We start from the raw sequence: 21754 nt of genomic DNA, 5'->3' as shown, positions 1-21754 counted from the left end.
CGCGGGCGCCGGCGGATGCAGGCGGGAGCGTGTCGCGCGGCTGGGCACCCACCCCGCCGGCATGTCCACCGAACGGCGCATCCGGCGGGGTGATCCACGCGGAATGTGTGACGAGGAAGCGACACGGCGATGCAGGCGATGCAGACGCAGGCAACGCAGGCAACAGGTGAGGGACCGGGTGCCGGCCCGTCTCCCGACCGGCGAGAGGATCCGCGATGTGTTCCATCCAGGCGACCGGCCGTCCCACGGCGGCCGCGCCGCGCAGGCCGTCCGTCGTGGCCGGCCCGCACGCCAGCGGGGGGCAGGCCGGCGAGCCGGTCCCGCGCGACGCCCGCGCCGTCGACGACGACGTGCCGGGAGCCGTCGCCCGGGAGCTGCGGGACCTGCTCGCCGGGCGGCTCGCCGAATGCCGGGGCCTCGACCCGGTGTTCGCCGGCGACATCGCGGACCGGGTCGACCGGTTCACCCGGCGCGGCGGCCGCCGTATCCGCGCCAGGATGCTGTGGTGGTCCCTGCGCGCGTGCGGCGGCGGGGACACCGCTCAGGTGCGCGTGGCACTGCGGACGGCCGCGGCGCTCGAACTCATCCAGACCTGCGCCCTGGTCCACGACGACCTGATGGACCGGGCCCCCACCCGCCGTGGCGCCCCTGCGCTGCACGCCGACGTGGCCGGCCAGTACACCGGTACGGTTCCGGAGGCCGCCGCCCACCGGCTCGGCACGTCCGCCGCGATGCTCGCCGGCGACCTCGCCCTGGCCTGGGCGGACGACGCGCTGACCGGCGTACTGCGGGATCCCGCGCTGCCGGACGGCACCGCGCACCGGCTGGCCGGGGTGTGGCGCGGCCTGCGCACCGAGATGGTGGCCGGCCAGTACCTCGACGTGCACGGCCAGGCCACCTCCGCCCACTCCATGGCCCGTTCGATGCGTGCCGCGTACCTCAAGAGCGCCCTGTACACGGTGGAGCGGCCCCTGGAGCTGGGCGCGGTCCTCGCCGGAGCGGACGCCGCCACCGCGGGGACGCTGCGCCGCGCCGGACGCAGCGCGGGCCTCGCCTTCCAGCTGCGGGACGACCTGGACGACCTCTTCGCCGACCCCCGCGTCACCGGCAAGCCGTCCGGCGGGGACGTGCGCGAGGGCAAACCCTCCTATCCGCTGGCCGTGGCCCGGGCCCTCGCCACGGGCGCCGGCGACCGCACCGCGCTCGGCGTACTGCGCTACGCGGTGGGCCGCGCCGACCTCACCGACGGCGAACTGGCCGACGTACGGGAGGTCGTGCGGACCACGGGGGCCCTCGAACTGGTGGAGACCCGGATCGCCCGGCTGACCGAACAGTGCCTGCACCACCTCCACGAGCCCGTCCTGGCGCCGGGCGCGGCGGCCCGGCTGCGCGGCCTGCTGTCCGAGATCACCGGCTGCCGCGCCCAGGTGCCCGAACCGGCCGGCCGACCGCCGGCCACCGCGCCGGCCGCCACCGCGACGGAGGCGGGCCGGTGACCCGGACGATCGCGGGACCCACCGACCACGTGGTCGTGGTCGGCGCCGGACTGGCCGGCCTGTCCGCCGCGCTGCACCTGCTCGGAGCCGGCCGCCGCGTCACCGTCGTCGAACGCGGTGCGGAACCCGGCGGCCGCGCCGGACGACTGGAGCTGGGCGGCTATCGGATCGACACCGGGCCCACGGTGCTCACCATGCCGGACATCGCCGACGAGGCGTTCGCGGCGGTCGGCGCCTCGCTGCGCGACCGCGTCGACCTGATCGAGCTGCGCCCCGCCTACCGGGCGCGCTTCGCCGACGGCAGCACCCTGGACGTGCACACCGACGCCGAGGCGATGGAGGCGGAGATCGAACGGTTCGCCTCGAGCGCCGACGCCGCCGGCTACCGACGGCTGCGGCACTGGCTGCGACAGCTGTACCGGGCCGAGCGGGGCCGTTTCCTCGACGCCGACTTCGACTCGCCGCTGCAACTGCTCACCCCCGGCCTGGTACGGCTCGCCGCGCTCGGCGGCTTCGGCCGCTGGGAGGCGTGCGTCGCCCGCCACCTGCGCGACGAACGGCTGCGCCGCGTCTTCACCTTCCAGTCCCTGTACGCCGGCGTCCCGCCCGAGCGGGCCATGGCCGCCTACGCGGTGATCGCCTACATGGACACCGTCGCAGGCGTGTACTTCCCGCGCGGCGGGATGCACGCCCTGCCCCGGGCGATGGCCGACGTCGCGGCCGGGGCCGGGGCGGAGTTCCGGTACGGGCAGAAGGTGACCCGCCTGGAACGCGCCGGTGAGCGCGTCACCGCCGTGGTCACCGACGACGAGCGCATCCCGTGCGACGCCGTCGTCCTCACCCCCGACCTGCCGGTGACCTACCGCCTGCTGGGCCGCGCCCCGCGCCGCCCGGCTCGGCTGCGGCACGCACCGTCCGCGGTGGTCCTGCACGCCGGCTGCGACCGCACCTGGCCGGAGCTGGCCCACCACACCCTCTCCTTCGGCCGCGCCTGGCGGGGCACCTTCCGCCAACTGACCCGCACCGGCGAGCTGATGAGCGACCCCTCCCTGCTGATCACCCGGCCCACCGCGACCGATCCCGGCCTGGCCCCGCCCGGCCGGCACCTGCACTACGTCCTCGCCCCCTGCCCCAACACCGACATCGGTCCGGGCGTCACCGAGTGGTCCACCCTCGCCCCCCGCTACCGCGACAGCCTGCTGCGCGAGCTCGACCGCCGGGGCCTGGCGGGCATCGGGTCGGCCATCGAGGCGGAGTGCCTGGTGACCCCCGCCGACTGGAGTGCGCAGGGGCATGCCGCGGGAACGCCCTTCTCCGCCGCGCACACCTTCGCCCAGACCGGTCCCTTCCGCCCGCGCAACCTGGTGCGCGGCACCGCCAACGCCGTACTCGCCGGCTGCGGCACCACACCCGGCGTGGGCGTGCCGCCGGTGCTGCTGTCGGGAAAGCTGGCCGCCGCCCGCATCACCGGACGGCCCGGTCCCGGCGCCGCCACCAGGAGCGCCCGCCGGCCGCTTGAGGGAGTACGCCCGTGACCGCCCGAGAACTGGACGCAGCCGGCATCACCGACCCGTTCCTGCGCACCGCCTACACCGACTGCCGCGCGCTGAACGCCCGGCACGGCCGCACCTACTTCCTCGCCACCCGGCTGCTGCCCGCCGACCGGCGCCCCGCCGTGCACGCCCTGTACGGCTTCGCCCGCTGGGCCGACGACATCGTCGACGCGCTCGGCGACGGCCCCGGCCCCGGCCCGCGCGACGATGGGGAGACGGCACGACGGGCCGCCGCCCTGGACCGGCTCGGCGACGACCTGGCCCAGGGCCTCGCGAGCGGCCGGGGAACGGCGCCGGTGGTCGCCGCCCTGGCGGACACCAGCAGCCGGTACGCCATCGACCACCGTCACTTCACGGACTTCCTCGCCTCCATGCGCAGCGACCTGACCGTCACCGAGTACGCCGACCAGGGTGCGCTGCGCGGCTACATGCACGGCTCGGCGGCGGTGATCGGCCTGCAGATGCTGCCCGTCCTCGGCACCGTCGTACCCCGCGCGGAGGCCGCCCCGTACGCCGCCGAACTGGGCGTAGCCTTCCAGATGACCAACTTCCTGCGGGACGTCGGCGAGGACCTCGACCGCGGCCGCGTCTATCTCCCCCAGGACCTGCTCGCCGCCCACGGAGTCGACCGGGAACTGCTGCGCCGCTGCCGGGACAGCGGCCGCACCGACCGCCGGGTCACCTCGGCGCTGCGCGCCTTCGAGGCCCTCACCCGCGCCGCGTACCGGCGTGCGGCGCCCGGCCTGCCGATGCTCGATCCCGTCGCCCGGCCCTGCATCCGCACCGCGTTCGTGCTCTACGGCGCCATCCTGGACGCCGTCGCCGCCGACGGCTTCGCGGTACTGCACCGCCGTGCCGTAGTGCCCCGCAGGCGCCGGGCCCTCGTCGCCGCCGACGGCCTGCTGCGGGTGACCGCGGCCCGCCTCGCCGCACGGCGGGCGCCCACCCCCGCGCCCCCTCGCGTTCCGCATCCGTGCCGCCCCTGGAAGGAGGCCGCGTGACGTCCGCCCACCCGCCCCGGCGCGCACGCCTGCCGCTGCGCCTGCGTCGCGTCCCCGTCGCCTGGGAGCGCCAGCGCCCGACCTGGCGCGAGGCCCGGCCCGCGACCATCGCCGACGCGCTCAAGCGGGCGCAGGGGCGGCCGGCCGGCAACTGGTTCGTCGTCGGCGCCTCCCGCGACCTGCGCCCGGACCGGCCGCTGGCCCGGACCGTCGCCGGCCGGGAAGTGGTGCTCTGGCGGGACGGGCGGGGCCGCCTCGTCTCCGGCCCCGGCGCCTGCCCCCACCTCGGCGCGCCCCTGGGGGACAGCCCCGTGCGCTGCGGCGTCCTGGTGTGCCACTGGCACGGACTCGCACTGGACGGCACGCCGTTCGGCGGCTGGGACCCCTGGCCCGCCCATGACGACGGGGTGCTGTTGTGGGTGCGGCTGGACGACGCCGGGGGCGAGGAGCCCACCGCCCGGCCGCCGGTGCCGGCCCGGCCCGCCGCGGCCGGCGCGCTGGCGTCCGTCTACACCGGGACGGGCGTGTGCGAGCCGGAGGACGTGGTCGCCAACCGCCTCGACCCCTGGCACGGGGCGTGGTTCCACCCGTACTCCTTCGTCGACCTCACCGTCGTGCGTTCTCCCGAACGAGGTGACGGGGAGGACGCGTTCACGGTGGACGTCTCGTTCAAGGTGGCCGGCCGGCTCGTCGTCCCCGTCCGCGCGGTGTTCACGGCGCCCGGGCCGCGCACGGTCGTCATGCGCATCACCCACGGTGAGGGCGAGGGCTCCGTCGTGGAGACCCATGCGACCCCGCTCGGCCCCGACCCGCGGGGCAGGCCGCGCACCGCTGTGGTGGAGGCCGTCGTCGCCACCTCCGCCCGGCCGGGCTTCGCCCTGGCACGGCGGGCGGCTCCGCTGCTGCGCCCCGCGATCCGCTACGCGGCGGGCCGGCTGTGGCGAGACGACCTCGCCTACGCCGAACGGCGGTGGGCCTTGCGGGCCGAGGGGCGTTTCCCGGGGTGAAACGGCCCGCGGCGGCGGCTTGCCCCCGCATGTCGGCGAACCCGCCGCCCCGAGCGGGTGCCCGGGGCCCGTTCCGCCGACCACGCTCGTGCAGCGCGAGGTCCGGCCGGCCGGGCTCCGCTCTGCCGCGGTGACCCGTCCCGTGCCGAACCGGCGCCGGGCCTTCCCGGGGTGAGACGGCCTGCGGTGGCGGCTTGCCCGTCGGCTTCCCGGTCGCGGCCCACCAGTGCGGGCGGTGCGTGCCGGGAGCGGGCCCCGGTGGCAGCGGTGCCGTCGGCGGGCTGTCGCGAGTCGGTTCGGGAGGTGGCCGGCGGTGCTCAGGAGCCGCGCAGGTGGTGGCGTTTGCGCCAGGCCACGACCGCGCCCACGAGCGCGGGTACGGCGATGCAGGCCATCGCCAGCAGGAAGGCCGGGGACGTCGGCGCCGAGGCGCGGGCGCCGGCGACCGCGTAGGCGGCCGTGTTCGGGATCGAGCCGAGACCGGTGGCCAGCAGGAACGCCGGCCAGCCCATGCGGGAGACGGCCGCGCAGTAGTTCGCCGCCCAGAACGGCACGCCCGGGAAGAGCCGGGCCGCCAGCATGGACCGGAACCCGTGCCGGCTGAGCTGCCCGTCGGCCGCCTTCAGCCAGCGGCCCCGCAGCAGCGGGCGCAGCGCGTCCTGCCCGAGGAGGCGGCCCAGCCCGAAGGCCACCCCGGCCCCGAGCACCGTCCCGGCCAGCGCCGTCGCCAGACCCAGCTGGGATCCGAAGAGGGCGCCGGCCGCCAGGTTCAGCAAGGGGCGCGGAACGAACGCCACGGTGCACAGCCCGTACGCCGCCCCGAAGACGACGGCAGCCGCGGCCCCGCCGAGCTGTGGCGGCCAGCCGTGCGTGAGCAGCCGCTGCGGCTGGAACAGCAGCACGCACGCGGCGGCGCCCGCGAGCAGGGCGAGCAGCAGGGACAGCCGCGCGTACGGGGACAGCACGGCACGCGAGCAGCGCGCGGCCAGTCCCGCGTGGCGCAGGGGGGGTACGGGGACGGTGAACTCCGTGGCGGCGGCCCGGGGAGAGGCCGTGGCGGTGCCCCCAGAGCGGTTGGTGGCATCGAGCATCCGGTGACACTAACCGACGGACGTGTGTGATCGCCGTCAAGTGTGTCGCAGTACCGTCCCAGCACGGGGTCCCGGGCACCGCCGGCGCCCGGGACCCCGTGTCCGCCTCACGCGGCGAGAGCGTGACCGGGGTGCAGCACCACCTTGGTGTAGCCCTCGATCCGCTTGTCGAACTTCTCGTACGCCTGCGGTGCCTGGTCCAGCGGCAGCTCGTGGGAGACCACGAAACTGGGCTTGGCCCGCTCGGCGATGATCAGGTCGCGCAGCTGGCGGTTGTACCGCTTGACGTTGCACTGACCCGTGCCCATCTGCTGGCCCTTCTCGAACATCCGGCCGATGGAGACCAGAAGCTGGCCGTGCTTGGCGTGCTCGTCGGGACCGCCCGGGTCGGAGGGCACGTACAGCCCCGGCACGCCGAGCATGCCGGTCGGGCGCACCGTCTCGACCAGCGAGTTCAGGACGACGGCGGGCTCCTCGTGGCTGGCGTCGTGCGCCTGGGCCTGGTAGCCGACGGCGTCGACGCCCTTGTCGGTTCCCTCACCTCCGGTCTGTTCCTTGATCTGCGCTGCCGGGTCGCCCTTGGTGAAGTCGATGGGGATCGCTCCGATCTCCTCCGCCTTGGCGAGCCGCTCGGGCACCCGGTCGACGGAGAAGACCTTCGACGCCCCGCGCAGCAGCGCGGAGTAGGCGGCCATCAGCCCCACCGGCCCGGCACCGTAGACGGCCACCGACTCGCCGGGGGAGACCTGGGCGAGTTCACAGCCGTGGTAGCCGGTCGGGAAGATGTCGGCGAGCAGTACGAAGTCGCTCTCGAACTGCTCGCCCGGGGGCAGCTTCAGGCAGTTGAAGTCGGCGTACGGCACCCGCAGCCGCTCGGCCTGGCCGCCGATGAACGGGCCCATCGCCACGTATCCGTAGGCCCCGCCGGCGAATCCGGGATTGACCGTCAGGCAGAAGCCGGTCTTGCCGATGAGGCAGTTCTTGCAGAATCCGCACGCGACGTTGAAGGGCATCACGACGCGGTCGCCCTCGGACAGGGAGGTCACGCCGCTGCCGACCTCCTCGATGATGCCGAGGTTCTCGTGCCCGAAGACGATGCCCGACGGGGCCGCCGTGCGGCCCTCGTACATGTGCAGGTCCGAGCCGCATATGGCGGTCGAGGTGACCCGCACGAGCACATCGTTGGGGTGCTGGATCGAAGGGTCCTCGACGTCCTTCACCACCACACTGAAGGGTTCTTCGTAGACGACGGCTTTCACCTGTGTCACCTCCGCGTCGAGCGCTGGACGGCGGCGGCGAGAGGGGGCCGCTGCCGAGGAGACGCGCGGGGAGGCGCAGGCCTCCGGACCGCGCCGTGGCCCCATGCGCTCGCTTCACCGCCGGTACTTCCAGGGAACGCCGGTACGGAAGCGGTTGCAACCCATGCCGGCAGGGGTTCGGCCCACCGCGACGCCGGGCCCCGGGAACGGACCCGCGGGCGCGCGCCGACGTTAGGGTTCGTGTCATGACCGTCACAGGCGCGGCCCCGCCGGAGGCGCCGCCCAGCGCCCTCGCCGACGCCCTGCTGGACCGGCTGACCGCCACCTACTCCGCCGCGGCCGATCCGGAACGGGCCGCCACGATGCGCACGTACATGAAGGACGTGGCACCCTTCCTCGGCATCCCCACCCCCGCCCGCCGCGCCCTGTCGCGCACCGTGCTGGCCGGCACCCCGCGTCCGGGCGAGGCCGACTGCGCCGCGGTCGCCCTGCGCTGCTGGCGGCTGCCCGAGCGCGAGTACCACTACTTCGCCGTGGACTACCTGCGCCGGCACGTGGGCCGGTGCTCCCCGGGCTTCCTCCCGGTGGCCCGGCACCTCGTCGGCACCGTCTCCTGGTGGGACACCGTCGACCTGCTCGCCGCGCACGTCGTCGGCCCCCTGGTCGCCGCCGGCCCCGCGCTCACCGCGGACATGGACGCCTGGATCACCGACGGCGACCTGTGGGTGGCGCGCACGGCCCTGCTCCACCAGCTGTCCTACAAGGAACGCACCGACACCGGCCGGCTGTTCGCCTACTGCCTGCTCCAGTCCGCGCACCCCGACTTCTTCATCCGCAAGGCGATCGGCTGGGCCCTGCGAACGTACGCCAGGACCGACCCCGAGGCCGTACGGGCCTTCCTGGCGCGGGAACGGGGCCGGTTCGCCCCGCTGACCGTGCGGGAGGCGCTGAGGAACGCCGGCGCCTGAACCCGGCCGGCGCCCCGCCCGAAAACCGTTCGACGCCGGACGGCCCGTCGGCGATGATCGACGTCATGTTCCGGTACGCCTTCCTCCTCGCAGCGTCCGCCGTCGCGGACGCGCCGAAGGCTGCCGTCCCGATCCTCGTGGCCGCTGTCGACGGCGCCCGAAGCTGACCCTTCCCGGACCGTCCGGCGGACCCCGCAGGGGGAGGGTCGGCCAGTTCCCGGGGTCCCGCATTCCCGTACGACCGAAAGAGGCTACGAGACAGCCATGTCCAAGACGGCCTACGTACGCACCAAGCCGCACCTGAACATCGGCACCATGGGTCATGTCGACCACGGCAAGACCACCCTGACCGCCGCCATCACCAAGGTGCTCGCCGAGCGCGGCACCGGCACCTTCGTCCCGTTCGACCGCATCGACCGGGCCCCGGAGGAGGCCGCCCGCGGCATCACCATCAACATCGCGCACGTCGAGTACGAGACCGACACCCGGCACTACGCGCACGTCGACATGCCGGGCCACGCCGACTACGTCAAGAACATGGTCACCGGCGCGGCGCAGCTCGACGGGGCGATCCTCGTCGTATCCGCGCTTGACGGGATCATGCCGCAGACCGCCGAACACGTGCTGCTCGCCCGGCAGGTGGGCGTCGACCACGTCGTCGTCGCCCTCAACAAGGCCGACGGCGCGGCCGACGAGGAGCTCGTGGACCTCGTCGAGCTGGAGGTCCGCGACCTGCTCACCGCACAGGGCTACCCCGGCGACACCGTGCCCGTCGTCCGCGTCTCCGGACTGCGGGCGCTGGAGGGCGACCCGCGCTGGACGGCGTCCGTCGAGGCGCTGCTCGACGCCGTGGACACCTATGTGCCGATGCCGGAGCGGTACCTGGACGCGCCGTTCCTGCTGCCGGTGGAGAACGTGCTCACCATCACCGGGCGGGGCACGGTCGTCACGGGTGCCGTGGAACGGGGGACCCTCCGTGTCGGGGACCGGGTCTCGGTGCTCGGCGCGGACACGGAGACCGTGGTCACCGGTATCGAGACGTTCGGCAGGCCGATGCGGGAGGCGCAGGCCGGGGACAACGTGGCCGTGCTGCTGCGCGGCGTGCCCCGGGACGCCGTCCGGCGCGGGCACGTCGTGGCGGCCCCGGGAAGCGTGGTGCCCGCGCGGCGGTTCCGGGCGCGGGTGCACGTGCTGTCCGGGCGCGAGGGCGGCCGTACGACACCGCTGTCCACCGGGTACCGGCCGCAGTTCCACATCCGTACCGCGGACGTCGTGGGGGACGTCGACCTCGGCGAGGCGGCGGTCGCCCGGCCCGGACAGACGGTGGAGATGACCGTCGAGCTGGGACGGGAGGTGCCGTTGGAGCCCGGTCTCGGGTTCGCCGTCCGTGAGGGCGGGCGGACCGTGGGCGCCGGGACCGTGACCTCCGTCGGCTGAGGCGCGGGCACGCGCGCCCACCGCACAATGGACGGGTGAACGAACCGATACCCGTCACCAGGACCACGGACCACGGCACTGCCAAGCTGATGCCCGACATCGACCGGGAACGGGCCTGGCTGCTCACGGTCGACGGGGCGCCGCAGTCGTACGTCGACCTGGACGAGCCCGCGCACCTGGAGTTCGAGTACGTGCGGCGGCTCGGGCACGTGCTGGACGTCACGGCCGGGGCCGGGCGGGCCGTGGACGTGGTGCACCTGGGCGGGGGCGCGCTGACGCTGCCCCGGTACGTGGCGGTCACCCGCCCCGGCTCCCGGCAGGACGTCGTCGAGGCCGACCGGGGGCTGCTGGACCTGGTCGCCGAGCACCTGCCGCTGCCGGCGGGCTCGGGCGTCGCGCTGCACGCGGCCGACGCCCGGGCCTGGCTGGAAGCGGCCCCGGACGACCACGCCGACGTGCTGATCGCGGACGTCTTCGGCGGCTCCCGGGTGCCGGCCCACCTGACCACGCTCGCCTACGCCCGCGAGGCCGAGCGGGTGCTGCGGGCCGGCGGGGTCTACCTGGCCAACCTCGCCGACGGGGCGCCGTTCGCCTTTCTGCGCTCCCAACTGGCCACGTTCGCGGCCGTCTTCCCGGAACTCGTGCTGATCGCCGAGCCGGGGGTGCTGCGTGGCCGGCGGTTCGGCAACGCGGTGCTCGTCGCCTCGCACCGGCCCCTCGACAGCGCCGCACTGGCCCGCCGGGTCGCGGCGGACGCCTTCCCGGCACGGGTCGAACACGGGGCGGCGGTGAGGAGGTTCACCGGCTCCGCGCGGCCGGTGGAGGAGGCCGACGCCGTACCGTCGCCCGAGCCACCCGGCGGGGCCTTCGGTTCTCCGCAGGCCTGAGGGTCACTCGCTCGCCGGCATGCCGTGCAGCCGGACGGTGCTGAGGACCTTGAGGACGGTCGCCCTGGGCACCTCACCCGGCACGCCCTTGGCTCCGAAGAAGTTGAACGACACGTAGTTGTGGGCGGCGTTCTTGAAGCCGAAGGTGAGCGCCTTGCCGTCGGTGACGCACTTGCCCTTGCGCGGTGTGCCGGTCGACTGCGCCCAGCCGATGCTGCCCTTGATGCCCGAGGTGGTCGTGAACGGGGTGGCCTTGCGGTCCCACGACAGGCTCTTCTTGTCCGGCTCGGTGTAGCCGCCGTAGACCCACCAGGCCGGAGTGTTGATGGCGATCTCGTCCGTGTTCCTGGCCTTGTTGGCGCCCTTGGTGCCCACCGCCGCCAGCGCGGTGTGCTCGGAGCGGCCGTCCTTGTCGTCGTCGGAGGTGCACCAGGACGGCTTGTACTCCGCCGTGCCCGACATGGTGATGCCCTTCTCCTTCTCGTCGTCGAAGTCGAAGATGATCGCGGTGCCCGGGGTGTTGACCTGCCAGCTCGGGGGCACGTCGAAGGCGATGCCCCACTTGGGGTTCACCACGACCTTCCAGCCCTCGACGGTCGGCTTCTCCGACTCGTTGCCGCGCGGGTCGTCGTCCGGGGCCGAGGAGGCCGGGCCGGGCGCCGGGTCGGCGGCGGGGGACCGGCCGGTGTGCCGGCCGGCCTTGCCGCCGTTCGCCTCGTCGCCCTTGGAGCCGCCGCCGAGGATCAGGTAGCCGGTGACGGCGGCGGCGACCGCGACGGCCGTGGCCGCGACGATCGCGACCAGCTTCGTGCGGCCGCCGCCCCGCGGGGGTCCGGGGACGGGCGCGGCGGGGGCCGGCTGCCCCCGCTGCGGCTGCTGCCCGTACGGGTCCGCCTGCTGCTGTCCGTAGGGACCGGCCTGCTGCTGCCCGTACGGTCCCGCCTGCGGCTGCTGCTGCGGTCCGGGCTGCTGGTACGGATTCGGCTGCTGGTAACCCGGCTGCTGGTACGGGTTGTGCTGCGGGTTCTGCGCGCCCCCTGGCGGCTGCTGATCTGGCCACATGGCCCGTAACCCTAGTGCGGCGGCGGACACGGTTCGGCAACCGGTACCCGTCAGGATCGTGACGAGTGCGGCGGGCGCCGGAACCGGACCTGGCCAGCGGCGGCTACTCGTGAGTAACCTAGCGGTCATGAGCGCAGACCAGATGTCGATCGGCGAGATGCTCGCCGCCACCGTGCCCATGGCCCGGACGCTGAACCTCCAGTTCCAGGAGACCACCCCGGACCGGGCCGTGGTGTCCCTGCCGGACCAGGGCGACTACCACAACCACGTGGGCGGCCCGCACGCCGGAGCGATGTTCACGCTCGGGGAGTCGGCCAGCGGGGCCATCGTGCTGGCCGCCTTCGGCGACCAGCTCTCGCGGGCGGTGCCACTCGCCGTGCGGGCCGAGATCGCCTACCGGAAGCTGGCGATGGGCGCGGTGACCGCGACCGCGACCCTCGGCCGTCCGGCGGCCGAGGTCGTCGCCGAGCTGGACGCGGGGCAGCGCCCCGAGTTCCCGGTGTCGATCGAGATCCGGCGCGCGGACGGAGCGGTGACCGGCGAGATGACGGTTGTCTGGACGCTGCGGCCCAACAGCTGAGACGGCCGGCGAGGGGTCCCCGGTGGGGCCCCTCGTGCGCGGGCCTGCCGCCGCTCACCGCCGACCAGGTAGCCTTCCTGTGGGGCGGGCGCCGCGTGCGCCGCCCCTGAGCGTAGGTCGGCGAAACGGGAGGAACCGGCGGTGCACGTCCAGGAATGGCTCGACTCGGTACCTGCGGCCGCCGTCTATGGCCTGGTGGCCCTGGTCATCGGTCTGGAGAGCCTGGGCATCCCGCTGCCGGGTGAGATCATCCTGATCTCGGCAGCGCTCATGTCCTCGCAGCACTCGGGCGTCAACCCGGTCGTGCTCGGCGTGTGCGCCACCGCCGGGGCGGTGATCGGCGACTCCATCGGCTACGCGATCGGCCGCAAGGGCGGACGCCCGCTCCTGGCCTGGCTCGGCGGGAAGTTCCCGAGACACTTCAGCGAGGGCCACGTCGCCACCGCCGAGCGGTCCTTCGAGAAGTGGGGCATGTGGGCCGTCTTCTTCGGCCGTTTCGTCGCCCTCCTGCGGATCTTCGCCGGTCCTCTCGCGGGCGTGCTGCACATGCCGTACTGGAAGTTCCTGACCGCCAACGTCCTCGGCGGCATCTGCTGGGCCGGCGGTACGACGGCCGTCATCTACTACGTCGGCGTCGTCGCCGAGGACTGGCTGAAGAGGTTTTCCTACCTCGGCCTCGTGGTGGCCCTCGGGATCGGTCTCGCGTCGATGCTCGTGCTGAAGCGCAAGGCGAAGAAGGCGCAGCCGCAGGAGCGGGAAGCGGAACCCGTGGGCGCCGGGGACTAGGACCCGCCCACCCGCCCGCTCCCGCCGCGGAGCACGGTCCGCTCCTACCCGTGGACCTCGCGGTGAGCCTTCGCCAGGTCCGCGTACATCGTGCCGTTGAGGGTCACCCCCTGCCGCTCCTCCTCGGACAGCGTCCTCTTCACCTTCGCCGGCACCCCGGCCACCAGCGAACCGGGCGGCACCACCATCCCCTGCGGCACCAGCGCCTGAGCCGCGACGAGGGATCCGGCGCCGATCACCGCCCCGTTGAGGACGGTCGCCCCCATCCCGATCAGGCAGTCGTCCTCGACGGCCGCGCCGTGCACCACCGCGTTGTGCCCGATGGAGACGCGCTCCCCGACGTTGACCGGGAAGCCGGGATCGGCATGCAGCGTCACGTTGTCCTGGACGTTCGCGTTCGCGCCCACGGTGATCCGCTCGACGTCACCGCGCACGACGGCCCCGTACCAGACGCTCGCCCCGGCGTGCAGCGTCACGTCGCCGATCACGGTGGCCGTGGGCGCCACGAACGCCTCCGGGTCGACCTGGGGTTCCCTGCCGCCGATGCCCACGATCAGCGCCTTCTGCGTCATCACCGTCTCCTCCGGTCCGTGGTGTCCCCGCACGGTACGACACCGGGTGGGGCACAGATCACAGCAGCCCTCCCTCTCGCCCGGGGCGACCGATGAGTAACGTGTCACCTCGTGCCGAAGCGCAAGAACACGTTCTCATCCTGGCGACGCCGACTGGCGCAGCGCGCCGTGCACACGGGCTGGTCGTGGGTGCAGCGCGCGGGGTCGGTGACCGCCGAGAACCCCGGCCGCCTCCGGTTCGGCTCGATCGGCGAGGCCACCCGGCTGGCCTTCCCGCTCGGCACGGTCTTCGGCGAACCCTGGATCCACCTCGGTTCCCACTGCATCATCGCCGAGCAGGTCACCCTGACCGCCGGCCTGATGCCGGACCTGGATCTCGGCCCGGACCCGATCCTGCGCATCGGCGACGGTGTGGTCCTCGGCCGGGGCAGCCACGTCATCGCGGACACGACGGTCACCATCGGCCGCGACTGCTACTTCGGCCCCTACGTCTACGTGACCTCCACCAACCACTCCTACGACGATCCCCACCAGCCCATCGGCAGGCAGTGGCCGCGGATGGAGCCGGTCGAGATCGGGCCGGGCTGCTGGATCGGCACCGGCGCGGTGATCCTGCCGGGCGCGCGGATCGGCCGGAACGTGGTCGTGGCGGCCGGTGCGGTGGTCCGCGGCACGGTTCCCGACCATGCGGTGGTGGCAGGGGCGCCGGCCCGGGTCGTCCGGCGCTGGACGGCGGACGAGGGCTGGCAGCCGCCGCTCAGGACCCCCGCCCCGGTGCCGATCCCGGCGGGGACGACCTCCGAGCAGCTGCGGGCACTGGCGGAACTGGACGAGGACGGGGTGGCGCGCCTCGCCGAACTGGAGCCCGAGCCCGGGAGCTGAGGGAGTCCGCTGCCCGGTGCCGGGACGGGAAGTGCTGCCACGGTCGGCCGCGCAGTACAGTTCGTTGCACGATCGGGTGCGCCTCACCGCGGTTCGGCGGACGGGACCCCGGGGTGCGCGACGACTGACGAGCACGGCTGTGGCGATCTCGGATATGGACGGAATGTGTCGGACCTGGAACTCCTGACCCAGTCCCTGGCGCGTAACGTGAGGCACTGGCGCTCGGTGCGCGGCTTCACCCTCGACGTGCTCGCCGCCCGGGCCGGCGTCAGCCGCGGGATGCTGATCCAGATCGAGCAGGCACGCACCAACCCGAGCATCGGGACGGTCGTCAAGATCGGTGACGCGCTCGGCGTCAGCGTCACCACGCTCCTCGACTACGAGCGGGGCCCCAAGGTCCGCGTCGTTCCGGCCGACCGGGCCGTACGGCTGTGGCACACCGAGGCCGGCAGCTACAACCGGCTGCTGGCGGGCACGGAGGCCCCCGGCCCGCTGGAGATGTGGGACTGGCGGCTGATGCCGGGAGAGAGCAGTCCCTCCGAGCCGCACCCGAGCGGAACCGTCGAACTGGTCCACGTCACCGCGGGTGAACTGACGCTCACCGTGGAGGGCGAGGACCATCGCGTTCCGGCCGGCGCTAGCGCCTCCTTCGAGGCCAACCTCCCGCATGTCTACGGCAATCGCGGTCAGGTCCCGATGGAGATGGTGATGGCCGTCTCCGTGCCGCCCGTGCTCTGAGACACCGGTACGGCGGCCGGGCCCGGCTTGTTAGCGTGCGCCCATGCGCGCACCCATCGGAGACTTCGACACCGCCACCCCCGCCCCGGACTGCCTGGACGAGCTGACCGCCCCGGTCGCCGACGCCGTACGCGACTGGCAGGGCGGTGTCCCCGCCGACCGGCTCCTCTACGTCGACACCGACCCGCGCTGGGCCGACACCGCCGTCTTCGTCGAGCACTACGGCCGTGACCTGCTGGAGCGGTCGGCGAACTGCGTGGTGGTCGCGGGCAAGCGGGGCGGCGTGACCACCCTCGCCGCATGCGTGGTCCTCTCCACCACCAGGGTTGACGTCAACGGCGTCGTGCGCCGCCAACTCGGCGCCCGCAAGGCATCGTTCGCCTCGATGGAGACGGCGACCGGCGAGACCGGCATGGAGTACGGCGGCATCACCCCGATCGGACTGCCCACGGGCTGGCCGGTGCTGGTCGACTCGGCCGTCGTCGACCTGCCCTACGTCCTGATCGGCAGCGGCCGCCGCCGCGGCAAGCTCCTGGTGCCCGGCAAGGCCCTCGCGGAACTGCCGGGTGCGCTGGTGCTGGAAGGCCTCGGCTCCGTCTGACCGGGCCGGTCGTCCCGTCCGGCGGAGCACGGTCCCGGCGCCGGCCTCAGTACGCCGCCGCCGTCCCCAGGTACTGCTCGGCGAAGGCCGCCGCCGCGAGGGGGGAGGTGAACAGCCGGCGCAACCGGGCCAGCGTGGTTCCGGCCCGGTAGGGGTCGCCGCTGGAGACGCCGTGGTAGATGCCGGAGAGCCACTGCGAGAACTCCTGGTACTCCCACACGCGGCGCAGGCAGGTCCGCGAGTAGCCGTCGAGGCCGGCCGGGTCGCCCCCGGTCAGCCGCGCGGCGAGGCCGTCGCCGAGCAGGAACGCGTCGTGCAGCGCCAGGTTCATCCCCTTCGCCGCGATCGGGGCGACGAGGTGGGCGGCGTCGCCGGCCAGGAAGAGGCGGCCGAACACCATCGGCTCGACGACGTAGTTGTGCATGTCCAGCACCCGCTTCTCCAGCAGCCGCCCCTCCGTCAGCGGCGGGCGGTCCGCCGCCCGCAGACGCTGCTGGAGCTCGCTCCACACGCGCTCGTGCGGCCAGTCGTCCGGGTGGTCGCCGGGAGGGCACTGGAGGTAGTAGCGGGTGACCTCGGGGGTACGGGGCATGTGCCCGGCGAAGCCGCTCGGGTGCATTCCGAACAGCACCCGGTCCGAGGACGGCGGCGCCTCGGCGAGCAGCGCCAGCCAGGCGACGCCGAGGTCGTACCGGGACGTGCGCGCCCGATCGGGCAGCGCGGCCCGGCTCGCCCCGCGTGCCCCGTCGCACCCGGCGACGAAGTCGCAGCGCACCAGCAGCCGTTCACCGCTGTCCGGGTCGGTGTAGGAGACGGCGGGCCGGTCCGAGTCCAGGTCGTGCAGGCGTACGTCCCGCACGCCGAAGCGGATCTCGCCGCCGCGCACGTCGGCGTACTCGCGCACGAGGTCGCTCACGAGCAGCGGTTGCGGGTACACCCAGTGGTGACCGGCCGTCAGTTCCGTGTAGTCGAAGGGGTGTCCGTGGCCGTCGAAGCGGAACTCGCACACGGAGTGCCGCTCCGCGCGCTCCAGCAGGCCGCCGGCCAGACCCCGCTGTTCGAGTCCGCGTACGACCCGTTCCTCGATGAACCCCGCCCGCGGCCGCTGTTCGACGAACCGTCTGCTCTCGGTCTCCAGGACCAGACAGCCGACACCGGCGGCCCGCAGGATGTTGCCGACGGTCAGGCCGGCCGGCCCCGCGCCCACGACGACGACCGGAAACCGGGACGGGGCGGGGGAGTCCGAGTGGGGGGAGGGAGACGTCACGCACGCATTATGACGGTGTCCCGTCAGCAGAGCCGACGGGACACCGCGGGTGACGCGGGAGCGGGTCAGTGCGCAGGCGCGTCCGTGACCACGACCTCGTCGATGCTGCGCTCGATGGCCTCGGGGTGCGAGGCGACGGCCTTGGCCCAGTAGTAGATGACCAGGGAGAAGGCCGTGACGACCAGGATGTCCCACCACAGCGGGATGACGCCCCGGCCGCCGAAGCCGCCCAGCCAGGAGATCACGCCGAGGCCGATCAGGTAACCGGGCAGCCACTGCGCGGCCCGGAAGTCCAGCCGGGGCGCGTCGGGCAGCCGCTTGCTGGTGGCGTACCAGGCGTAGGAGCCCAGCAGTATGTAGCCCAGCAGGATCGCGAAGCCCAGCCGCCACAGGGTGTCCCAGCCGGCCCAGTAGATGATGAGGTTGGCGACCACGAAGGACAGCGGGGAGATGATCTTGCCGGCGGGCAGCCGGTAGGGGCGCTCGAGGTGCGGCAGGCGGTCGGCGAAGACGCCGTAGGCCAGCGGCGCGCCCGCGTACATCAGCACGCTCGCCGAGGTGATGAAGCCGACCAGCTCCTGCCAGCTCGGGAACGGCAGGAAGCAGACCACGCCGGTGACGAACGACATCAGGAGGCCGAACCACGGCACGCCGCGCTTGTCCGTCCTGGCGAACGCCTTGGGCGCGTAGCCGTTCTTGGCCAGGCCGTAGGAGACGCGGGAGGTGGCGGTGGTGTAGATCAGGCCGGTGCCACCGGGGGAGATGATCGCGTCGACGTACAGCACCCAGCCCAGCCAGCCGAGGCCCACCAGGGTCGCCAGGCCCGCCCACGGACCGCTGATGCCGGGGAAGTCCAGCTTGGCCCAGCCGTGCGCGAAGGAGGTGTGCGGCAGCGCGCCGATGAACACGACCTGCAGCAGGATGTAGATCACGGCGCCGATCGCCACCGAGCCGAGGGTCGCCCGCGGCAGGTCGCGCTTGGGGTTGCGGCTCTCGCCCGCCAGCTGGATCGCCTGCTCGAAGCCGAGCAGCGCGAAGATGATGCCGCTGGAGCTGATGGCGCCCAGGATGCCCTTGGCGCCGAACGGCGCGAAGCCCTCGGAGGTGAAGTTGCCCGCGTGGAAGTTGCCCGCGGCGATGACGAAGATCGCTCCGAGCGGGACGGCGATCTTCCACCAGGTCGCGGCGCTGTTGGTGTGCGCCAGGGCCCGGACGCCGAAGAAGTTGACGCCCACGAAGACGGCCATCAGGGCGACGGCGGTGACGAAACCGCCGGCGGTCAGGGTGCCGTCGGCGTGCTGCAGGCCCTGGGCCCACTTCCAGTGACCGGCGTAACCGATCATGGCCTCGACCTCGATCGGGGCCACGGTGGCCGCCTGCAGCCAGGCGAACCAGCCGAAGGACATGCCGGCCAGGCCACCGAAGGCGTAGTGCGGGTAGCGCGCCGTGCCGCCGGCCACCGGGAACATGCCGCCGAGTTCGGCGTGCACCAGCGCCAGCAGCACGATCGCTATCGCGCCGATCACCCACGAGATGATCGCCGCGGGGCCGGCCACGACGACCGCCTTCTCGGCGCCGTACAGCCAGCCGGAACCGATGATCGAGCCTACGGAGGCCCACATCAGGCCGATCAGCCCGACGTCCCGGCGCAGACCGCCGGACTCCGTCGTGGCCTGTGGCAAGGCGTCGACTTTCGCCATGTCAAGTGGCCTCTCACTTCATGAACGCGCAATTAACGAGCAAGGACGCCACAGGCTAGGAAGGGTTTCCGCGTCAGCAAAAGGCTGTTTTACAAAACTTGACCCAGGATCTTGCCGGGCTTGAAGGCAACTCACGAGTAAGGCTTCGTGCAGGTCAGGCATCGAGTCAGAATGTCAATATTCAGCGGAGAATTGTGAGAAGAAGGTGAGACAGGTCACCGCACACGGGGAATTTCGATCGCCGGGCACCGGTCCATGACCATCTCCAGACCCGCCGCCCGGGTCCGCGCCAGGGCGGCCTCGTCGACGACGCCGAGCTGGAACCACACGGCCCGCGCGCCCTTCGCCACGGCCTCGTCGGCCACCGCCCCCGCCAGTTCGCTGTTGACGAAGACGTCCACCACGTCCACGTCGAAGGGGATGTCGGCCAGACAGGCGTACCCCGGCTCGCCGTGCACCGTCTCGGCCTTCGGGTGCACCGGCACGATCCGCTTGCCGAACCGCTGCAGCACCTGTGCCACGCCGTACGCGGCCCGGTTCCGGTTGGCGGACAGACCGACGACGGCCCAGGTGTCGCCCAGCTCGGTCAGAATCCTGCGGATCGTCGCCTCGTCGCCGTACACGGCTGCCTCCTCGGGCTGCGGGGTCGTGGGGTCGTGCCGCTGGGGCAACAGCGCCTCCGGAACGCTGATTCCCCGCCCGGTACCCCGCCACGGTGTCCGGAATCGGCGTGAGGTGCCCCCCTTCGGCCGCCCGCCCGCCTACGCTCGCCCCGTGCTGCGCATCCTCGACGCCCGAACCGGTGACCCCGTCGCCGCCGCGCCCGCCCGCCGCGGCCTGACCCGTGTCGAGGCCCACGCCCACGGCCTCGACCTCACGGCCCTGCGGGTGCTGCTCACCGCCGACCTCCTCGTCCGCGCCCTCGAACTGGGCGGCACCCCGGTCTGGACGACTCTCGACGCCCCGCACCGGAACGCCGAACTGCGTGCGGCCGCCGCGACCCTGTCGATCCGCCCCTTCGAGGACGGCCGCGACCTCGCGTCCGGACTCGGGGAGGCGCAGGCGATCCACATCGTGGCCCAGGAGGGCGGGCGCGTCCCCGCCGAGGGGCCGGTGATGGCCGTGGCCCCGGCACGGTGGACGCGGGCGCGGTCCGGTCCGTCCCCGTCCGGTGACGCGCCCGGGCCCTCCTCGGACCCCGGTTCCGTCCAGGAGACGGAGCCCCCGTCCGGCGCGTTCCTCGCGCCGCCGCCGGACGACCCCGTCTCCCCGCCGGCCGCCCCGCTCGCCGACCCAGCCGCCCTGCGGCTGGCACTGCTCTCGGTGCCGCGCGGTGCGCCCGTGCGCCTGGACCGCGCCGTGCTGGACGGGGCCGCCCAGCGCCTCGCCCGCTGGCGGGGGGCCGCGGCCGGCTGGGCCCGGCAGCCCTCGCGCCCGGTGCCCGGCGAGGTGCGGGCGCGGCTGCGGGACGCCTGGGAGGACGACCTCGACCTGCCCGCCGTGCTGGAGGTGCTGCGGGACGTGGAGAGCGACCGCCACCTGCCCGACGGAGCCCGCTTCGAGACGTTCGTGTACGCCGACCGGCTGCTGGCCCTCGACCTGAGCAGCGCCCTCGGGAGCCCGGCGTGATCGAGCGGGCGGGCGCCGGCCCGCTGCGCCGCCTGGTCGTGCTGCGGCACGCCAAGTCCGCCTGGCCGGAGGGCGTCGAGGACCACCGCAGGCCGCTCGCGCCGCGCGGCCTGCGTGACGCCCCGGCCGCCGGGCGCGCCCTCGCCGAGGCCGGCGGCCTGCCCGACCTCGCCCTGTGCTCCACCGCCGTACGGGCCCGCCGTACCTGGGAGCTGGCCTCCGCCCAGTGGGGCACCCCGCCCCCGGTCCGTTACGACCGGCGGCTGTACGCGGCCGGCGTTCCCGGCCTGCTCCAGGTCGTGCGGGAGGTGCCCGGCGAGGTGGAGACGCTGCTGCTCGTCGGGCACAACCCGGGCCTCGAGGACCTGGTCCTGGAACTGGCCGGGGACGGCCTGGACGACGCGCTGGAGCGGGTGCGGACGAAGTTCCCGACCGCCGCGATCGCCGTGCTCACCTGGCGCGGCACCGGCTGGCCGGCCCTCGCCCCGGGCGCCGCGCTGCTCACGTCCTTCCTGGTGCCGCGCGGGGAGAAGGGCCACGGCGGCGGGCGCGGGAAGTAGCCGGCGCGGCGGGCGGGCGCCCTCGGCATAGGCTGACCGGATGCAGGACGAGTACCGCACCGTGGCCCGGCCGGGCGTGCACGAGACCGAGATCAACCGCTCCCGCTTCCTGTGCGCCCTCGCCCCGGCCGCCACGGAGCGGGAGGCGCAAAACTTCATCGCCTCCGTCCGCAAGGAGCACGCCGACGCCACCCACAACTGCTGGGCGTACGTCATCGGCGCCGACGCCTCCGTGCAGAAGGCCAGCGACGACGGCGAACCGGGCGGCACCGCCGGGGTCCCCATGCTGCAGATGCTGCTGCGCCGCGACGTGCGGTACGCCGTCGCCGTCGTCACCCGCTACTACGGCGGGGTCAAGCTCGGCGCCGGCGGACTCATCCGGGCCTACGGCGGAGCCGTCGGCGAGGCCCTGGACGCGCTCGGGACGATCACCCGGCGCCGCTTCCGGCTGGCCACGCTGACCGTGGACCACCAGCGCGCGGGCAAGGTGCAGAACGACCTGCGGGCCACCGGGCGCGAGGTGCGGGACGTCCGCTACGGCGAGGAGGTCACCATCGAGATCGGCCTCCCCGACGCCGACGTGGCCGCCTTCCGCGCGTGGCTCGCGGATGTGACGGCGGGCACGGCCGGGCTGGAACTCGGTGGTGAAGCCTACGGCGACGCCTGACAATTGGGGTT

Annotated in this window: 22 protein-coding genes; 15 read left to right on the top strand and 7 right to left on the bottom strand. The window is 73.9% G+C overall.

The annotated features are described in order from the left end of the window. Positions 1-215: 215 nt before the first annotated feature. Genes IE177_RS11030 through IE177_RS11015 form a run of 4 tightly spaced genes read left to right on the top strand, consistent with a single transcriptional unit; the run spans position 216 to position 5057 of the window. A complete protein-coding gene (locus IE177_RS11030; RefSeq protein ID WP_190015022.1) occupies positions 216-1496 on the top strand; it encodes a polyprenyl synthetase family protein in 1281 nt (426 codons plus the stop codon). Next, entirely contained in the window at positions 1493-3031 is a 1539-nt protein-coding gene (locus IE177_RS11025) for a phytoene desaturase (RefSeq protein WP_190015021.1), read from the top strand. The genes IE177_RS11030 and IE177_RS11025 overlap by 4 nt, the downstream gene beginning before the upstream one ends. Then, a complete protein-coding gene (locus tag IE177_RS11020) occupies positions 3028-4050 on the top strand; it encodes a phytoene/squalene synthase family protein (protein ID WP_190015020.1) in 1023 nt (340 codons plus the stop codon). The genes IE177_RS11025 and IE177_RS11020 overlap by 4 nt, the downstream gene beginning before the upstream one ends. Further along, positions 4047-5057: a Rieske (2Fe-2S) protein gene (locus IE177_RS11015; RefSeq protein ID WP_190015019.1), complete on the top strand. Its 1011-nt coding sequence runs from the start codon at positions 4047-4049 to the stop codon at positions 5055-5057. Before IE177_RS11020 ends, IE177_RS11015 begins: the two co-directional genes overlap by 4 nt. Before the next feature lie 317 nt (positions 5058-5374). Here IE177_RS11015 and IE177_RS11010 read toward each other — a convergent pair whose 3' ends face one another. Both IE177_RS11010 and IE177_RS11005 read right to left on the bottom strand, forming a co-directional pair. Next, positions 5375-6148, bottom strand: a complete 774-nt coding sequence (locus IE177_RS11010; protein WP_190015018.1) for a TVP38/TMEM64 family protein — start codon at positions 6146-6148, stop codon at positions 5375-5377. A gap of 107 nt (positions 6149-6255) precedes the next feature. After that, the gene (locus tag IE177_RS11005) at positions 6256-7407 is read right to left on the bottom strand and encodes a glutathione-independent formaldehyde dehydrogenase (RefSeq protein ID WP_190015017.1); all 1152 of its coding nucleotides are present in this window, start codon (positions 7405-7407) and stop codon (positions 6256-6258) included. Positions 7408-7652: 245 nt separating this feature from the next. Between IE177_RS11005 and IE177_RS11000 the strand changes: the two genes are divergently transcribed. From IE177_RS11000 to IE177_RS10990, 3 genes are all read left to right on the top strand, one after another. Then, positions 7653-8375, top strand: coding sequence for a DNA alkylation repair protein (locus IE177_RS11000; protein WP_190015016.1), 723 nt, complete (start codon positions 7653-7655; stop codon positions 8373-8375). Between the two features lie 264 nt (positions 8376-8639). Further along, entirely contained in the window at positions 8640-9812 is a 1173-nt protein-coding gene (gene tuf, locus IE177_RS10995) for an elongation factor Tu (RefSeq protein WP_190015015.1), read from the top strand. A 35-nt stretch (positions 9813-9847) separates the two neighbouring features. Beyond that, positions 9848-10699, top strand: a complete 852-nt coding sequence (locus IE177_RS10990; protein ID WP_190015014.1) for a spermidine synthase — start codon at positions 9848-9850, stop codon at positions 10697-10699. Between the two features lie 3 nt (positions 10700-10702). Here the strand turns inward: IE177_RS10990 and IE177_RS10985 are convergent, their stop codons facing one another. Continuing rightward, entirely contained in the window at positions 10703-11761 is a 1059-nt protein-coding gene (locus IE177_RS10985) for a DUF8017 domain-containing protein (RefSeq protein ID WP_190015013.1), read from the bottom strand. A 127-nt stretch (positions 11762-11888) separates the two neighbouring features. Between IE177_RS10985 and IE177_RS10980 the strand changes: the two genes are divergently transcribed. Then, the gene (locus tag IE177_RS10980) at positions 11889-12341 is read left to right on the top strand and encodes a DUF4442 domain-containing protein (RefSeq protein WP_190015012.1); all 453 of its coding nucleotides are present in this window, start codon (positions 11889-11891) and stop codon (positions 12339-12341) included. Between the two features lie 141 nt (positions 12342-12482). Then, on the top strand, positions 12483-13127 hold the full coding sequence (locus tag IE177_RS10975) for a DedA family protein (protein WP_190015011.1): 645 nt from the start codon (positions 12483-12485) through the stop codon (positions 13125-13127). 44 nt (positions 13128-13171) lie between these two features. On the opposite strand, the gene IE177_RS10970 is transcribed toward IE177_RS10975, so the two are convergent. Continuing rightward, positions 13172-13699, bottom strand: a complete 528-nt coding sequence (locus tag IE177_RS10970) for a gamma carbonic anhydrase family protein (protein ID WP_190015010.1) — start codon at positions 13697-13699, stop codon at positions 13172-13174. Positions 13700-13810: 111 nt separating this feature from the next. Here IE177_RS10970 and IE177_RS35375 point away from each other — a divergent pair, with 111 nt between their 5' ends. From IE177_RS35375 to IE177_RS10955, 3 genes are all read left to right on the top strand, one after another. Continuing rightward, entirely contained in the window at positions 13811-14581 is a 771-nt protein-coding gene (locus IE177_RS35375) for an acyltransferase (protein WP_190015009.1), read from the top strand. 165 nt (positions 14582-14746) lie between these two features. After that, positions 14747-15319: a helix-turn-helix domain-containing protein gene (locus IE177_RS10960; protein WP_190015008.1), complete on the top strand. Its 573-nt coding sequence runs from the start codon at positions 14747-14749 to the stop codon at positions 15317-15319. A 43-nt stretch (positions 15320-15362) separates the two neighbouring features. Then, on the top strand, positions 15363-15920 hold the full coding sequence (locus tag IE177_RS10955; RefSeq protein ID WP_190015007.1) for a YbaK/EbsC family protein: 558 nt from the start codon (positions 15363-15365) through the stop codon (positions 15918-15920). Between the two features lie 46 nt (positions 15921-15966). On the opposite strand, the gene IE177_RS10950 is transcribed toward IE177_RS10955, so the two are convergent. The 3 genes from IE177_RS10950 to IE177_RS10940 all read right to left on the bottom strand — a co-directional run bounded on the left by IE177_RS10950 (position 15967) and on the right by IE177_RS10940 (position 19510). Beyond that, positions 15967-17187, bottom strand: a complete 1221-nt coding sequence (locus tag IE177_RS10950; protein ID WP_190015006.1) for a 4-hydroxybenzoate 3-monooxygenase — start codon at positions 17185-17187, stop codon at positions 15967-15969. Positions 17188-17252: 65 nt separating this feature from the next. After that, positions 17253-18887 (bottom strand): APC family permease, encoded by a 1635-nt coding sequence (locus IE177_RS10945; protein ID WP_190015005.1) that lies wholly within the window; start codon positions 18885-18887, stop codon positions 17253-17255. A gap of 215 nt (positions 18888-19102) precedes the next feature. Then, a complete protein-coding gene (locus IE177_RS10940) occupies positions 19103-19510 on the bottom strand; it encodes a CoA-binding protein (protein ID WP_190015124.1) in 408 nt (135 codons plus the stop codon). Between the two features lie 151 nt (positions 19511-19661). Between IE177_RS10940 and IE177_RS10935 the strand changes: the two genes are divergently transcribed. From IE177_RS10935 to IE177_RS10925, 3 genes are read left to right on the top strand one after another with little or no spacing between them, the layout of a single operon-like run. Beyond that, on the top strand, positions 19662-20516 hold the full coding sequence (locus tag IE177_RS10935) for a hypothetical protein (protein ID WP_190015004.1): 855 nt from the start codon (positions 19662-19664) through the stop codon (positions 20514-20516). After that, on the top strand, positions 20513-21076 hold the full coding sequence (locus tag IE177_RS10930; protein ID WP_190015003.1) for a SixA phosphatase family protein: 564 nt from the start codon (positions 20513-20515) through the stop codon (positions 21074-21076). Before IE177_RS10935 ends, IE177_RS10930 begins: the two co-directional genes overlap by 4 nt. A gap of 40 nt (positions 21077-21116) precedes the next feature. Further along, a complete protein-coding gene (locus tag IE177_RS10925; RefSeq protein WP_190015002.1) occupies positions 21117-21743 on the top strand; it encodes a YigZ family protein in 627 nt (208 codons plus the stop codon). The last annotated feature ends 11 nt before the right edge of the window (positions 21744-21754 follow it).

Source organism: Streptomyces lucensis JCM 4490, assembly GCF_014650035.1.
Taxonomy (GTDB): domain Bacteria; phylum Actinomycetota; class Actinomycetes; order Streptomycetales; family Streptomycetaceae; genus Streptomyces; species Streptomyces lucensis.
Note: the sequence above shows the minus strand (reverse complement) of the source record. Positions and strands in the feature narration are given on the sequence as shown.

Coding starts and splice junctions, on each gene's coding strand:
- IE177_RS11030 (WP_190015022.1), top strand. CDS start 216: ATGTGTTCCATCCAGGCGACCGGCCGTCCCACGGCGGCCGCGCCGCGC.
- IE177_RS11010 (WP_190015018.1), bottom strand. CDS start 6,148: ATGCTCGATGCCACCAACCGCTCTGGGGGCACCGCCACGGCCTCTCCC.
- IE177_RS11000 (WP_190015016.1), top strand. CDS start 7,653: ATGACCGTCACAGGCGCGGCCCCGCCGGAGGCGCCGCCCAGCGCCCTC.
- tuf (WP_190015015.1), top strand. CDS start 8,640: ATGTCCAAGACGGCCTACGTACGCACCAAGCCGCACCTGAACATCGGC.
- IE177_RS10985 (WP_190015013.1), bottom strand. CDS start 11,761: ATGTGGCCAGATCAGCAGCCGCCAGGGGGCGCGCAGAACCCGCAGCAC.
- IE177_RS10980 (WP_190015012.1), top strand. CDS start 11,889: ATGAGCGCAGACCAGATGTCGATCGGCGAGATGCTCGCCGCCACCGTG.
- IE177_RS10970 (WP_190015010.1), bottom strand. CDS start 13,699: ATGACGCAGAAGGCGCTGATCGTGGGCATCGGCGGCAGGGAACCCCAG.
- IE177_RS10955 (WP_190015007.1), top strand. CDS start 15,363: ATGCGCGCACCCATCGGAGACTTCGACACCGCCACCCCCGCCCCGGAC.
- IE177_RS10945 (WP_190015005.1), bottom strand. CDS start 18,887: ATGGCGAAAGTCGACGCCTTGCCACAGGCCACGACGGAGTCCGGCGGT.
- IE177_RS10925 (WP_190015002.1), top strand. CDS start 21,117: ATGCAGGACGAGTACCGCACCGTGGCCCGGCCGGGCGTGCACGAGACC.